The organism is Paraburkholderia adhaesiva (genome assembly GCF_021390575.1).
In the GTDB taxonomy this organism is placed as follows: Bacteria; Pseudomonadota; Gammaproteobacteria; order Burkholderiales; family Burkholderiaceae; genus Paraburkholderia; species Paraburkholderia adhaesiva.
In genome coordinates, this window is the sequence record NZ_JAJEJQ010000001.1 from 2,470,445 (window position 1) to 2,485,776 (window position 15,332).

General features: G+C 63.2%; 10 protein-coding genes. 5 read left to right on the forward strand and 5 right to left on the reverse strand.

From position 1 onward, the window contains the following. Nucleotides 1-2: 2 nt before the first annotated feature. The 4 genes from L0U80_RS11200 to L0U80_RS11215 all read right to left on the reverse strand — a co-directional run bounded on the left by L0U80_RS11200 (nucleotide 3) and on the right by L0U80_RS11215 (nucleotide 8,151). Complete coding sequence (locus L0U80_RS11200) at nucleotides 3-5,147, reverse strand: alpha-2-macroglobulin family protein (RefSeq protein WP_267954684.1); 5,145 nt, start codon at nucleotides 5,145-5,147, stop codon at nucleotides 3-5. A gap of 613 nt (nucleotides 5,148-5,760) precedes the next feature. Further along, the gene (locus L0U80_RS31660) at nucleotides 5,761-6,960 is read right to left on the reverse strand and encodes a GGDEF domain-containing protein (protein WP_233864099.1); all 1,200 of its coding nucleotides are present in this window, start codon (nucleotides 6,958-6,960) and stop codon (nucleotides 5,761-5,763) included. Between the two features lie 595 nt (nucleotides 6,961-7,555). Then, nucleotides 7,556-7,861: a HigA family addiction module antitoxin gene (locus L0U80_RS11210; protein ID WP_233864100.1), complete on the reverse strand. Its 306-nt coding sequence runs from the start codon at nucleotides 7,859-7,861 to the stop codon at nucleotides 7,556-7,558. An 11-nt stretch (nucleotides 7,862-7,872) separates the two neighbouring features. Continuing rightward, nucleotides 7,873-8,151: a type II toxin-antitoxin system RelE/ParE family toxin gene (locus L0U80_RS11215; protein WP_233864101.1), complete on the reverse strand. Its 279-nt coding sequence runs from the start codon at nucleotides 8,149-8,151 to the stop codon at nucleotides 7,873-7,875. 271 nt (nucleotides 8,152-8,422) lie between these two features. Here L0U80_RS11215 and ribBA point away from each other — a divergent pair, with 271 nt between their 5' ends. From ribBA to L0U80_RS11235, 4 genes are all read left to right on the forward strand, one after another. Continuing rightward, entirely contained in the window at nucleotides 8,423-9,589 is a 1,167-nt protein-coding gene (gene ribBA, locus L0U80_RS11220; RefSeq protein WP_233864103.1) for a bifunctional 3,4-dihydroxy-2-butanone-4-phosphate synthase/GTP cyclohydrolase II, read from the forward strand. Between the two features lie 70 nt (nucleotides 9,590-9,659). Then, nucleotides 9,660-10,178, forward strand: coding sequence for a 6,7-dimethyl-8-ribityllumazine synthase (gene ribH / locus L0U80_RS11225; protein ID WP_233864105.1), 519 nt, complete (start codon nucleotides 9,660-9,662; stop codon nucleotides 10,176-10,178). Then, nucleotides 10,175-10,609, forward strand: coding sequence for a transcription antitermination factor NusB (gene nusB, locus L0U80_RS11230; protein ID WP_124149240.1), 435 nt, complete (start codon nucleotides 10,175-10,177; stop codon nucleotides 10,607-10,609). The genes ribH and nusB overlap by 4 nt, the downstream gene beginning before the upstream one ends. A gap of 115 nt (nucleotides 10,610-10,724) precedes the next feature. Continuing rightward, nucleotides 10,725-11,918 (forward strand): pyridoxal phosphate-dependent aminotransferase, encoded by a 1,194-nt coding sequence (locus tag L0U80_RS11235; RefSeq protein ID WP_233864106.1) that lies wholly within the window; start codon nucleotides 10,725-10,727, stop codon nucleotides 11,916-11,918. 106 nt (nucleotides 11,919-12,024) lie between these two features. Here the strand turns inward: L0U80_RS11235 and L0U80_RS11240 are convergent, their stop codons facing one another. Continuing rightward, complete coding sequence (locus L0U80_RS11240) at nucleotides 12,025-13,161, reverse strand: transglycosylase SLT domain-containing protein (protein WP_233864108.1); 1,137 nt, start codon at nucleotides 13,159-13,161, stop codon at nucleotides 12,025-12,027. A gap of 585 nt (nucleotides 13,162-13,746) precedes the next feature. Between L0U80_RS11240 and L0U80_RS11245 the strand changes: the two genes are divergently transcribed. Then, a complete protein-coding gene (locus L0U80_RS11245; RefSeq protein WP_233864110.1) occupies nucleotides 13,747-15,315 on the forward strand; it encodes a UbiD family decarboxylase in 1,569 nt (522 codons plus the stop codon). Nucleotides 15,316-15,332 lie beyond the last annotated feature (17 nt).

Genomic DNA, 15,332 nt, shown 5'->3' on the forward strand with positions numbered 1-15,332 from the left:
TGTCAGTTGGCCGTCGCCGACGCAGCGTGGGCTTGCTCGGCCGCCCCGGAAGATCCGACCTCATTCGCAGCGCCAGCGGTCGCAGCCGGCGCAGCAGTGTCGACGATTGTCATTTTCGTCTGCGGATCCAGCACGCCGAAGACATCCGGTCGGTACATGTCCTGCGCAAAGACCGGCGGCACCGTGTACTGCCCAGGCGTCACGACGCGCGCCCGGTAAAACAGTTCTTGATCGCCCCAGCCGAGCTTCATCGCAGCAACGAAGCGATCATCGCGGAACTCGACGTGCTGGATGCGGTTGCTCTGCATCGCCTCGTTCACGTCGGTGCCGCCCACCTTGAGACTATCGCCGTTTTCGCCCTGAACCAGATTTGCGTTCTCGATTTCGAGGCCGGCCGGTATCCGGTCGACGACGAGCGCCGAGGCCGTCACGTAGTCGTTTGCACGCACATGCAGATGGACGAGCACCGTATCGCCGACCTTTAGCGGCGCGTTGCCGAGCGGGGCGCCGTTAGCCTTCAGATACTCCCGTGACAGCGTGATTTGCGCGCTGCCACTAGCGGGCGGCTTCGGCGCTTGCACCGGGTTGCCGCTCAACGAGAGTTCCACGAACAGGTGCTGATCCGACGGATTCGTCACGGTCAGCCCCTGAGCGAACTCCGTAGCGCTGACGTCCGCGAACTGTGTCTTCGCGCTGTCGACGGTACGCGTATTACCCGCGCTGGTGATCGTCATGCTCCACGGCTTCGGCTCTTGCGCTCCCAGCGCCTGCCCAAGGCGAAACAGCGCGAGACGCTCCTGCGTGCTGAAATAGTCGCCCCCTCTCACAGCGATCGCACTCTGCACGCGACCCAGCAACATCGCCGCGTCCGGCACCTTGATGTGGTCGCGATCGAGCAGAACATACTGCATCGCCAGATCACGCACATCGCTGCCGTAGTCCCACCACCAGTAACCCGTCCGGCGCTCCATCTTGAGCCCCTGCGTGATCGCCTGCTGGCTGCGCGCAGTGTCGCCCATCAGGTTCAACGCGATGCCAAGCTCGACGAGCGAAAGTCCCGAATTCGCCTGCGCGCGCTGATCGAACAGCAAGCGCAGTGTCGCTATCGGTGCACGGCGCTCTCGGGCGAGCACATACCCGGCCTGGACGAGCCCCTCATAGGTGCGATTGTTTCGCGAGACGTCGTCGATCAGGCGGCGCAGATCGTCAGGCGTCAGGACGCGCGCGGGCAACGGTGTAATCTGCGCGCTGCCCTCCTGCAAACTGCGCAGCAGATAGTCCATCGCCTTGTTGTAGAGCGCGTCGGGCACGGTGAAGCCTTGTGCGCGCGCGTCCTGGAGAAAGCCGGTCACATAGGTGGACAGCCAGAAGTCGTCCTGCGCGCCGCCCCACAGGCTGAAACCGCCGCGAGCCGACTGATAGCCGCCCAGCTTGCCGAGCGCGAAATCGATCCGCTGTGCGCGCTCGTCGCGCGTGTAGACCTTGAGGCCGTAGCGCCGCGCCGCCGCCTCGTCGACGAAAAGCCAGGGATAGGCGCTGCTCGTTGTCTGCTCGGCACAGCCGTACGGATATTCGAGCAGCCACTTGACGGCCGCCTTTACATCGATCGGAGGCACGTTCGACCCGAACAGATGAGCCGACAGCGAGCCCGGATAGAAGCCCATGACGGCGGGATCGCGAATCGTAATCGTCGCGCCTGGATCGACCGTGTAGCGCAGTGTCTTCTGTGTCGACGGCGTAGGCGCTTCCACTTCGAGCGCGTAGTGGCGAGTGAGCGCGACGCCCGCGCCCTGCACCGACACGTCGATCGCATGCAAACCGATCTGCTCGCCGGCGTCGACGCTATAGCGCAACGTCGTTTTCTGCTGGGCGCTCAATGTCACTTCGCGCGAGCCGTTCTGCACGCTAAGGCCGCCCTTCGCCTTCACATCGACCTTGAACGTTCCGGCGCTGCCCGTGAGGTTCTGCAGGTCAAGCGCGAACGTCGAGCGGTCGTCGAAGTTCAGATAGCGCGGCATCGACAACTCGGCGATCACCGGCGCCGCCACGACCATGTCCTGACTCTGGCTGCCGAAACGGTCGGCAGTCGCAACAACAGCCGAAAGCCGCAGCGTGCCGTTGAAATCGGGCAGCGTGAGCGGAATCTCTGCTTCACCGTTCGCATCGAGCGTGACGGGACCGGTGAACAGGTCGACGAGCTTCACCTTCTTCGGCAGATCCTGGGTCGTTTTCGGCGCGGTGTCGCCACCCCACTTCAGCTTGCCCTTCTTGCCGGCCATTTTCTCGATCAGGCGACCGTAGATGTCGTGCAGGTCGGCGCCATAGGCGAGCTTGCCGAAGAACGCCTCGAACGGATCGGGAACCGGAAACTTCGTGATATTGAGAATCCCGACGTCGACGGCCGCCAGCGTCACCATCGCGTTCTGTCCTTTCGCCGCCGGCACCTTCACCTTGACCTTCACGACGGACTCGGACTTCACCTTCGCCGGCGCTTCGATCGTCATATCGAGCTTACGGTCCTGGCGCGCGAGCGGTAGCTGAATCAGGCCGAGCGCGCGCGTCGGCGTGACGAGGTCGCCTTCGTTGCCGGGACGCAGCACCATCACGTTCACGTACAGATCGTGCCGCTGCCACGCCCGGTCGACCGGAATGTCGACTGTACTGCTCGCGCCGTCGATCTTCACGCGCTTCGTCCACAGCGTGTGATCGCCGTCGACCGTAATCAGCGCCGCGCCGGCGTGCGGCGGCGTGATCGTAAGGTGCGCCGTGTCGCCGCTCTGGTACGCATCGCGGTCGAGCTTCAGCGCCACGCGGTCGGGACGCTGGCCCGCCTGTTCGTCGCTCTGGGCATCCCATCCCGCGTAGAAGCGATAGCGCTGCGTCAGACCAGTGGCCGCGTCGAACAGTTCGAGGCGGTAACGGCCATATTTGACAGGCACACGCACCTTCGCGCGGCCGCTCGCGGGCATGTCCACCACACCCGTATAGGTCAACTCGTCCGTTTCCGTAAAGCCGGAATTCCAGCCGCGCTGGTCGTCGAATCGCCAGTAGTAGTCGCGGTTCTCGCGGAACATCCTCACCTGCAAGCCTTTTGCGGCCTTCAGGTTGCCAGCCTGGTCGACACGGATCACCTCGAAATCAGCCGGCGAGTTTTCAGGCGCATAGTCGCCGGCGAAAAGGGGACGCACGCCCGTCATAACCTGTGCCGGCCAGATCGTGCGCTCGATATTGCGCACGACGGGGCGACCACCTGTTTCGAGCAAGCTCAGTGTCGCGCGCACGGTAACCGGCGAATGCGCGTTTGCGGCTGGGTCGGCGGCAATGTCGAATGAGCTCTTGCCGTCATCGTCGAGCGCCTGCTCGTCGAGTTGCTGGCGTACCTTCAGCGTGTCGTCGTTCGCGTCGCCGAACTCGAAGCCCGGATAACGCGTCTGGAGCGGATTCCGGTCGCGCGAGAATTCCGCGACGCCAAGCAGACGGTTGCCCGCAGCAGGTGCACCGTACAGGTACGTGCCGGTCACGTCGACATGGAATGCCTGTCCTGGCGCGAGCACGGCCGACGGACTCGCCAGATCGAGCTTCATTCGCTCCGGCAGAAATTCTTCCACCTTGAAGGCGACCGTCGCACCCGGCTCCTTCTCGGCCGGATCGTTGCGCAGCTCGAGCGACCAGTTACCCGTGGGCGCATCGACCGGCAGCGTGATCTTCTGCTGGTAATAGCCAGGACGTCCCGCCACCGGCTGCCAGGTAGAAACGAACTGGGTCTTGCCATCGGCGCGACGCAACGTCGCCTGCAGCGGTTGTGGCGGCACAGGTTTGCCATCGGCATCGCGTGCGAGCACCGACATCGTGAAGGTCTCGCCCGGACGGTAGAGGTCTCGGCCGCTCCACGCAAAAAGCCGCACGGGTTTGAAATCGGAACCCGTGATCTCGAACTCGCCGAGATCGAGCGCCGCTTCACGAACCGACAGCACCGACATCTGTCCGTCCTTCTGCGCGAGCACGAGCGCCGCGCCATCCGGCTGCTTCGCAAACGACGCATGGCCGTCACCATCCGTCTGGCCGCGCGCGAGAACTTTGCCCTGGTGGTCGAGCCACGTGATGTCGACGCCCGACACAGCGCCGCCATCGATCAGCGAGCTAACGAAGGCTTCGGCCGCATGGTCGAAGAGCCGCAGGTGCAGGCCGAGGTCGCTGACGTAGTAATAGGTGGTCTGGTATTCGTAGCGGAAGCGCCCTGGCTGGGACATCACGGCGACATAGATGCCCGGCTCCTTCAGCGCCTTGATCGTTTCGACGGGAAGGTACGTGACGCTGCGCTTGTCGGTCTTTTGCTCCGTCAGGAAGCGTCCCTGATAGACGCTATCGGCCATCTTGTGCAGGTGATCGAGCGACCAGAGCGACACTGCGCCGTGCAGATCCGTCTGCAGGTCCGGGTCGCCACGACGGCTGCTGTCATCGCTTTCGTCGCCGTTATCGCTGCTGTCGTCCGAGACGCCCGACGACTGATTGCGTGCGAGCATTGCGTCGACGAAGCGCGGCAACTGGTCCGGCCGCACACGCATGAACTCCACATCGACTTCCGGCACATTCACGGTGATCACCGGCAGACCGCCGCTCTCCTTCGCCGGCAGCACCATGCCGCGGCTCGCGAAGTAGAACGCCGGCGAAACGGCGGGCGTGGTGATCGAATAGCGCACTTCGCGGCCGAGCTTGCGGCCGTCCTTGCCCGTCAGCGTGTCCTGGATCTGCACGACGTACCGGGTCAGCGGCTCGACGTGCGGGAAATAGAGCATGCGTGGATTGTCACCGACAACCCACGCGCCGGACACGGGAACGCCGCCCGCAAGATCCGTCTGTTCCGCCGATGTGCTAACCTCGCTCGCCGCTGAGGCGCCCTGCGCGCTTCCGGCGTCGCTGTCGTATTCATCGCTATCGTCCGGCCGAGCCGTTATCGGTATGCCCTTCGGCGGCATCTTCATGACGCGCACGACCTTGTCATAGTCCGTGCGGGCGTCGAGCGGCTGGGAAAACGTCAGGGCAAGCGCGGGGTGTCCGTCGAGTTCGCGGTTCGCGGCATCGATCACAGTGAACGGCGTGTTGGGGTCCGGTTCTGCATCGGCTTCTTGCGAGGAACTCCCGTGCAAGTGACGCACCACTCCCCAAGTGGCCAACGTGCACGCGATCAACAGAAGAGCGACGACAAACCCACGCTTATAGCGCTTGTACATAGGACCCCGCAGCGAATTCATCGACAACGCTAACGCGCTGGCAATTTATTTAGGTGCGCGATACTAGCATTCGCAGTTATCTTGATAACTCTGACTTATACGAAATACCGCGATTCGCTGTCAGGTATAGCGATTGACTTTAGCGAGACAACCCGCCGGACATTCCATCACGTACGCACTCTTTATATTTTTATTAGGAGATGAAAATCTGTAGTCTCGAACAACCGGAACGGACGTGCCGCCGTCGGGCACATGCGTTGTGCGTCAGGCGTACGATCGCCGTATCTCTACAGGACGCACGCCTCAGTACGGCTATCAATCGTTAAGTGATCTACTCTTCTCTTGGCGGATGGACCACCTGCCGCCGTTTCACGACGAGGCCTGACAACTCCGGCTTGCAGACAGAAATTCTGACAGAATGCGGCCGTATTTCGCGTTCACGATACCGTCATCCCTACAGGAAATAGCCGTACAGCCGAATCAATATCGGGATCGGCGTCAACGCACTTAAAGCGATTGGGTGACGCATTCAACCCGGGATATCACGCGCGCCCCACGTCAGATGCACGACACGGTTGCGTCCAAGCGCTTTGGCACGGTAGAGCTGCTCATCCGCGAAAGCAACGGCATCGGCTGAAGTGGCCAGATCCGCGCACTGTACCGTCACAGCACCCAAACTAGCGGTGATGTGGCGCGCAGTCTGGGACGCCTCGTGAGGTATCTCGAGATGGGCAATACGTGTACGGATTCTCTCGGCAACGGCACACGCGCCTTCAGCCTGAATCTCAGGCAACAGGACAATAAATTCCTCGCCTCCATAACGCGCTACAAAGTCGCTCGTCGAGCGACAAGCTTCCTTCAGAACCTGAGCGATCTGCTTAAGGCACGCATCGCCTGCAATGTGGCCATACGTGTCGTTGAAAAGCTTGAAGTGGTCGACGTCGAGCAGGATTACAGAAAGCGGGGCGCCCGATCGTTTGAGGCGCGCCCACTCCGACTCCAGTATCTGGTCAAACCACAATCGATTGGCGAGTCCGGTGAGACCGTCGGTATTCGCGCGCAACGCCAGTTCGCGGGCCTTCTCTGACAGCAAGTCGACGAGAGCCTCATTTTCGAACTTCAACCGCAAAGCGCGGTGAAGTGAGCGGTTGAAATTCCGCGCGACCAGGCTGATGAGGACGAAAAAGATGAGGCTGCACACGGCAAGCACCATCTGGGTGGCCTCGCCGCTCGACGCCAGGACACCAACCATCGGCATGATGGCTGGAATGGAAAAGGCGAAAAAAGCTGGCATGAACGCACCGAGTGTGATTGCGCCACCCATCACCATCGCCTGAATTGCCGTGATAGTCAGTACGGCGCATATCACGTCGGGCGCCTTGATTAACAACAGGGCACCCACTCCCCACGCGACCCCCGACAGCCCGACGGAAAGCGCATACCAGTTTCCAGCCCTTCGCGAAAAACCATGTACCGCAACGAAACCGCGAAACCAACGGGTTAAGCAAATGCGAATCACAATCGTTGCGTAGACAACAAGAAGCCACGTGATAGCTATCGTCTGCCTGTCGCGCAAAAAGAAAGCGCCGGCAACTAGCAGGCTGCCTGCACCACTCGCAACGAGAGGAATGGCGGCATTGCCCAAGATGTGCCTGAACATCGCCCACCCAATACGCTTTTCCATATCGAAATCGGCCGCGTTATTCGATGCGATATTTTCGGATGTCACGTGAAGATCTCGAGCACTTCTGGATTACCGATTACCGCCAGCCGATGGTTTGTTATTTCCTTTGCTCCAGAAATGCCCGGCGCGCGTCTTCGTCCAACTCTTCCAGCACGGATTTATTTTTTTCGTTAATCAATTTTTCAACGCACTCGGTAATTGAGCATTCAAAATACGAGGCGAGTCGCTCTAAATTTCTCTTGGTCGAGATCAAGATCAGACATTGCAATCGCTCACGACGCCCGCCAGCTCCGAGGTGGCGCGCTCGATATCTACGTTGCCTTTCTGAATTTGAATATGACATAACCGACGTTCGTGTGTTCGACTGCCTGGCTACCCCGACTGCAGTAACCATGCTTAGTTATCGGCTCCTTCGCTGTAAAAAATAGGGGAATATTGTGTTACGCCGTAACGTTACAGCGTAGCGGCGTATTCACTTCGAGCGCAGCAGGGGGCCACCGCCGAGGCAAACGGTGCCCTCACGCAGGCGCGTTTCCAGCCGACGCACGATCCGCGGCGTACCCGGCTTCGCGTTCCTAAACGAGTTGTTCCAGCGCGATGACGTTGCACTCCGGTCTGATACGGCACCGGCGCCGTGCGCTCAGGCGTGCTCCGCCCGGACAAGCGGTTTAATACGCGCAAGCACGTCCTGCAATAGCTCACGTGCGCGCTCCGTGTCGTAATGGGCCTGCAATTCCATCCAGCTGCGCGCGTCAGTGCCGAAATAGACGGCGAAGCGAACCGCCGTGTCGGCTGTGATCGCGCGCTTGCCGAGCACGATCTCGTTGATGCGGCGCGGTGGCACGCCGATAGCCTTTGCGAGCGCGTACTGGGTGATGCCCAAGGGCTTGAGCCAGTCTTCTGACAGAATCTCGCCCGGCGTCGCAAGTGGAACTTCCCGTACCATGGTGATGCTCCCTAGTGGTAGTCGATGATGCGAACCCCCGATGCGTCGCCGTCCGCAAAATGGAAGCAGATTCGCCATTGCACGTTGATGCGCAGGCTGTACCACCCGGCGAGGTCGCCTGACAGACGCTCCAGGTGATTGCCCGGCGGCGCCCGAAGAAAGGACAACGTAACGGCGGCATGGATCTGCTGCAGCTTGCGAATCGCCACCCGTTCGATAAGGACGAATCGGGCGACCCGGTGCCCGAAAAAAAGCGCCTCGGTGTCTCGGCATGCAAACGAAGTAATCATCGTGAATAGTAACGCCTTGCGTTAATAACGTCAACCGTTACTATTGGGCCGACCGCATTTTGCGCTGCCCAGCTAGCCTTTCGGCCAACGCTTTCGCGTGGCTTTACCATCGCAGCGTGCCGAAACACGGCAAAGGCGCGACGAAAGCGCGGCGCAAGAACATGGCCACAAGACGGCCATGCGGCGGATCAAAACGGTTCCCGCCAGCATCTCCGGCGACGCGCAAGCCCGCGTGGCGTAAAATATGCGCTTTCCAGAACAGATCCCAAGAATGAGCCTCGCCACCACCCCAGAGATCATCGCCGAGCTGAAAGCCGGCCGGATGGTGATCCTCGTCGATGAAGAAGACCGGGAAAACGAGGGCGACCTCGTCATCGCTGCGGAGTTCGTTACACCCGAAGCCATCAACTTCATGGCGAAGTACGGGCGCGGCCTGATCTGCCTCACGCTCACCCAGGAGCGCTGCAAGCTGCTCAACCTGCCGCTCATGACGTATCGCAACGGCACGCAGTACGGCACCGCGTTCACGGTCAGCATCGAGGCCGCCGAAGGCGTGACGACCGGCATCTCCGCCGCCGACCGTGCGCGCACGATCCAGACAGCCGTCGCGCACGACGCGCGCGCCGAGCACATCGTCCAGCCAGGCCACGTGTTCCCGATCATGGCGCAGCCGGGCGGCGTGCTCGTGCGTGCGGGCCATACCGAGGCGGGCTGCGACTTCACGGCGCTTGCGGGCCTCACGCCGGCTGCGGTGATCTGCGAGGTCATCAAGGACGACGGCACGATGGCGCGCCTGCCCGACCTCATCGAGTTCGCGCAGCAGCACGACCTGAAGATCGGCACGATCGCCGACCTGATCCACTATCGCAGCCGCACCGAGTCGATCGTCGAGCGCGTCGCTGAACGCATCATGCATACGGCGCACGGCGACTTCCGCGCGGTCATGTACGTCGATCACCCGACCGGCACTCCACACATCGCGCTCGTGCGCGGCAAGCCCACGCCCGGGCAGGACACGCCGGTGCGCGTGCACGAGCCGCTCTCGGTGCTGGATCTGCTGGAGACCGGCGCATCCACGCACTCGTGGACGCTCGACGCCGCCATGCGTGAAATCGCGGCACGCGATCTCGGCGTGATCGTCATGCTCAATTGCGGCGAAACCAAGGAACATCTGATCGACGTCTTCAAGGCATTCGACCAGAAGGAGCGCGCAGAGGCGCTCGCGCGCCGCCCGGTCGACTTCAAGACCTATGGGGTCGGTGCCCAGATTCTGCGCGAGCTCGGAGTGGGCCGCATGCAGGTGTTGTCGAAACCGCGCCGCCTCGGCAGCATGTCGGGTTACGGGCTCGAAGTCACCGGCTTCGTGCCGATGCCCGGCAGCAGCACCGAAGCGCCCTGTCCGCCTGAAGGCGCCGATCGCAGCGCGGCGCGCGCCTGACCGGCAACCACCGGGCAACCGCCGCGCCCTCCTACTCGTCACCACGCTTAACCGAACCTACGGACACCACATGGAAATCGGACAATACCAACCGAACCTCGATGGCGACGGACTGCGCATCGGCATCGTCCAGTCGCGCTTTAACGAACCCGTCTGCAACGGCCTCGCGGACGCGTGCATCGAAGAACTCGAACGCCTCGGCGTAACGGGCGAAGATGTGCTGCTCGTCACCGTGCCCGGCGCACTGGAAATCCCGCTCGCGCTGCAAAAGCTCGCGGAAAGCGGCCAGTTCGACGCGCTGATCGCGCTCGGCGCGGTCGTGCGCGGCGAGACCTATCACTTCGAACTCGTCTCGAACGAGAGCGGCGCGGGCATCTCGCGCATCGCGCTCGACTTCGGCGTGCCGGTCGCAAACGCCGTGCTGACGACCGAAAACGACGAGCAGGCAGTCGCGCGCATGACCGAGAAGGGTCGTGACGCGGCGCGTGTCGCGGTCGAGATGGCGAACCTCACGGTCGCGCTCGAACAACTCGACGGCGGCGACGACGACGAGGACGAAGACGAGGAAGACGAAGAGGAACGCCAATGAAGAGCGCGCGTCGCCGCTCCCGCGAACTGGCCACGCAGGGGTTGTATCAGTGGCTGCTGTCGGGCGTGCCCGCCGGTGAAATCGACGCGCAGCTGCGCGGTTCGCAGGGCTATGACAAGGCCGATCACGAGCATCTGGACGCCATCCTGCACGGCGTGATCCGCGAAGCGGACACGCTGTCGGCTGCCATCGCACCGTGCCTCGACCGCCCGATCGAGCAGCTTTCACCCGTCGAGCGTGCCGTGCTGCTCGTCGCGACTTACGAGCTGACGCATCACGTCGACATCCCGTACCGCGTCGTGATCAACGAAGCGGTCGAGCTGGCGAAGACGTTCGGCGGCTCGGACGGCTACAAGTACGTCAATGGCGTGCTCGACAAGCTGTCGGTACAGTTGCGCGCCACGGAAACCCAGGCCGCACGCAGGTCGTGAAGTTGAAGGCTGCGGACCGTGCCGAGTACGCGCCGTCCGCGCCTTACCGTTGTTTGAGGGTCCGCGCCCGCGGGCCCGCCGGCACAGCCGGTGAGCAAGAACTGGAATCCCCCGCATGAATACCGTTGCCGAACCGCTCCTGCGGCTTGCCGCGCGCGTCGACGCGATCCAGCCGTTCTACGTCATGGAACTGGCGAAAGAAGCGGCGAAACTCGAACGCGCCGGACGCGACATCATCCACATGGGCATCGGCGAGCCGGACTTCACGGCCCCCGAACCCGTCGTCGAGGCGGCCGCAGCAGCGCTGCGCCGCGGCGTCACCCAGTACACGAGCGCGCTCGGCATCCACCCGCTGCGCGAGGCAATCGCCGCGCATTATCAGCACGCATATGGACTGACGATCGATCCGGCACGCGTGGTGGTCACGGCAGGCGCATCGGCGGCGCTGCTGCTCGCGTGCACGGCGCTCGTGGATCGCGACGACGAAGTGCTCATGCCCGACCCGTGCTACCCATGCAACCGCCACTTCGTGGCCGCTGCGGAAGGCAAGCCCGTACTCGTGCCGAGCGGCCCGGAAGCGCGCTTCCAGTTGACTGCCGCCGATGTCGAGCGCCTCTGGACGCCCCAGACGCGCGGCGTGTTGCTCGCGTCGCCATCGAATCCTACGGGCACCTCGATCGAACCCGACGAACTGCGTCGCATCGTGCAAACCGTACGCGCGCGAGGCGGCTTCACGATCGTCGACGAGATCTACCAGGGACTGAGCTATGACGCCCCGCCGGTCTCGGCACTGTCGTTTGGCGACGATGTCGTGACCGTCAACAGTTTCTCGAAGTACTTCAACATGACGGGCTGGCGTCTGGGATGGCTGGTGGTGCCGCCCGCACTGGTCGGCGCGTTCGAGAAGCTGGCGCAAAACCTGTTCATCTGCGCGTCGTCGCTCGCGCAATACGCGGCGCTCGCGTGCTTCGAGAAGGACACGCTGGCAATCTACGAATCGCGCCGCCTCGAATTCAAACGGCGCCGTGACTTTATTGCCCCCGCTCTCGAATCGCTGGGCTTTACCGTGCCGGTGATGCCCGACGGCGCGTTCTATGTCTATGCCGATTGCACGCACGTGGCGCACCCGGCTGCCGGCGACAGTGACGCCCTGACCCGCGCCATGCTTCACGATGCAGGTACCGTGATGGTGCCGGGCATGGATTTCGGCGTGAGCGCTCCGCACCAGTACGTGCGGCTTTCGTACGCGACCGCGTACGAGCGGCTCGAAGAAGCTGCGGATCGGTTGCGCAAGTTGTTCAACCGCTGACAGTAGCGTCGCGCGAATCGCGCGGACAAACAAAAAAGGCACCCGAGGGTGCCTTTTTTACTGGGTCCAGCAGACTCCAGGATCAGCTACGCAATCGCACCGACTGCTACGCCCCAAAATCAGACGACGAAGCGTGCTTCTGCGTAGTCGCGCTGGCGTCGTCCTGCTCCGGATCCGCCTTGACCGGTGTAACCCCCGTCTTCCCGTCGAGCGTGACTTCCACCCGCTTGTTGCCGGCTACCTTCTGCGTCGCCGGCGCGCTGACCGTCGCCGTGCCAGGTGCCTGCGGCGTGTTGATCGGCACGTTGCGGCCACGGGAGACGTCGCGAAGACGCGAGCGCTCGGCCGTCACCTTGGCGCCATAGCCACCGTCGTCCTGCGAAGTCGAACCGACGTAGAGCCGCAAACCGCCCGGAACCGATCCGCCGCGCGCGATGCAATCCTTCAGCACGAGCGCGCCGACCTTGATGTTCGCGAGCGGATCGAGCGCCGCGCTCTGTCCGCCGAAGTACTGGAACTTGTCGGAATGGACCTTCGACATAACCTGCATGAGGCCCTGCGCGCCGACGCCGCTCTCGGCGTACGGATTGAAGCCCGACTCGATTGCCATCACCGCGAGCAGCAGGAGCGGATCGAGCCCCACTTCGCGGCCGGTATCGAACGAAGCCTTCACGAGCTCGCCGACCGGGCCCTGGGCCACGTGATAGCGACGCGCGAGATAGTTCGCGACAAGCATCTGCTCACGCAGGGAAACGAACATGCGGTCGTCGCGGGCATCGGGCGTGATGCGCTGCGAAGGAATCATGCGGGCGAGCGCACCGACGCTCGGAAGCGAGTGCGGGTCGAGGCCGTTGAGCGTGACGGTATCGAGCGCGGTCATACTGACAGACGTCGGCGCGGTGCCAGCAGTGCCACTGTCAGAACTGTACGCGACCGGCAGCGACGAATTGTCGTTGGTGTTGTCGTCCGTTACCGCACCCGGCGGCGCGAACGACGGCAGCGGATTGCCTTGAAGCAGGCGCGCGGGGCCTGCCTGCACGGCCGCCGACACGAAGGGCATCAGGCGTGCAGCGAGCGTACCGCGCAAAGTCGGCTGCATCCACAGCGCAAGCGCGAGCAGAACGGCACAGCCGCCAACGATGCTGAACAGGTGTTGACTCAGGCGGGTGCCGCGCCGTAGCAGCGCACGGAGGCCCGGAGCTAAACGCTCATCGGCACGCCACCACGATAACCAGGTATTCATCGACAGATCTCCCATGTTGCATGATCCGGCGGGGGGGCACATGGCCAGCAGCCCATTGCAGGATCAAGACACCGCGCGCCCTGGCTGGTGCGGCAGCGGCATCGGGAAACGGCGCGTGCGCCGTGAATGGAACTCCTGTACTACTCGGTGCGCGCCGGGGGCGCGCGTGGAAGTTCTCACGCGAACAGCCAGCGCGAAGGCGCGCTGACGAAGACTACATATCTAGACCGGGTAAAGCCGTGCAGGGAATCGGCTCGACGGCGACGCGTTGCGTCTGAAGGACCGGGACGGTGGCTAAAAATTGCAAGTCCTGCAACCAGTGTGGCTGGATTCTAGCAGCGTTTTATAGATCGTCAATACTATAGAACGCCGAACATATAACTAAACGTAATGATGAACGGCGTTCAGCAGGAGGAGACCCGCGTGCCGAGCGCGTTTGCGGCCCATTACGCATCGTGCCCCGCAGCGTGTGCCAGCCAACACAGGTAAAATCGACAACTGCACAGCCGCCCCTGCCTGCCCTATCGCGGGCCGCGGCCCCACCATCCGCCGCCGTGCGCGGCCCCGGCCAGTCAACCGCCCCCGATGAAATACAAAGACCTGCGCGACTTCGTCGATCGACTCGAGACGCTCGGCGAATTGCGCCGCGTGCCGCAAGCCGTCTCCCCGGTACTCGAAATGACCGAACTGTGCGACCGCGTGCTCCGCGCGGGCGGCCCTGCACTGCTGTTCGAAAACCGCGCGACCCATGCGTTCCCGGTGCTCGGCAATCTCTTCGGAACGCCACGCCGCGTCGCGCTCGGCATGGGCATCGACGCGCCCGGCAGCGAGGGCGACGGCGCCGCGCTCGAATCACTGCGCGATGTCGGGCGGCTGCTTTCCACGCTCAAGGAACCCGAACCGCCGCGCGGGCTGAAGGATGCCGGCAAGCTGTTTACGCTCGCCAAGGCCGTCTGGGATATGGCGCCGAAGACGGTCAGTTCGCCCCCGTGCCAGGAGATCGTCTGGGAAGGCCAGGACGTCGACCTCGCGAAGCTCCCGATTCAGACCTGCTGGCCCGGCGATGCCGGCCCGCTCGTCACCTGGGGCCTTACGGTCACGCGCGGACCGAACAAGACCCGTCAGAACCTCGGCATCTACCGCCAGCAACTGATTGGCCGCAACAAGCTGATCATGCGCTGGCTCGCGCACCGCGGGGGCGCGCTCGACTTCCGCGAGTTCGCGCTGAAGAACCCAGGCAAACCGTACCCCGTCGCGGTGGTCCTCGGGGCCGATCCCGCGACGATCCTCGGCGCCGTGACGCCCGTGCCCGACACGCTCTCCGAATACCAGTTCGCCGGTCTCCTGCGCGGAGGACGCACCGAACTCGCGAAGTGCCTGACACCGGGCGTCGATACGCTCCAGGTGCCCGCGCGAGCCGAAATCGTGCTCGAAGGCTTCATCTATCCGCAGACCGGCGAGCCGGAAGCGGCGCCGGCAGGCGCGCCGCCGCGCCCGTCGAAAGGCGCGAGCGCAAGTTACGAGCACGCGCTCGAAGGCCCGTACGGCGACCACACCGGCTATTACAACGAACAGGAGTGGTTCCCCGTCTTCACGGTCGAGCGCATCACAATGCGCCGCGACGCGATCTACCACTCCACCTACACCGGAAAGCCGCCCGACGAGCCCGCCGTGCTCGGAGTCGCGCTCAACGAAGTATTCGTGCCACTGCTGCAAAAGCAGTTTCCCGAGATCACCGACTTCTATCTGCCGCCCGAGGGCTGCAGCTATCGCATGGCGATCGTGCAGATGAAGAAGAGCTATCCCGGGCACGCGAAACGCGTGATGTTCGGCGTCTGGAGCTTCCTGCGGCAATTCATGTATACAAAGTTCATCGTTGTGGTCGACGATGACGTGAATATCCGCGACTGGAAGGAAGTGATCTGGGCGATCACGACGCGCATCGACCCCGCGCGCGACACGGTACTCGTCGAGAACACGCCAATCGACTATCTCGACTTCGCCTCTCCGGTGGCGGGGCTCGGCTCGAAAATGGGGCTCGACGCGACCAACAAATGGCCCGGCGAGACCACGCGCGAATGGGGCCGGGCGATCGAAATGGATGCCGGCGTGAAGGCGCGCATCGACCGGCTGTACGACGAACTCGGGCTCTGAGGCGCGGCGCGTCCCGG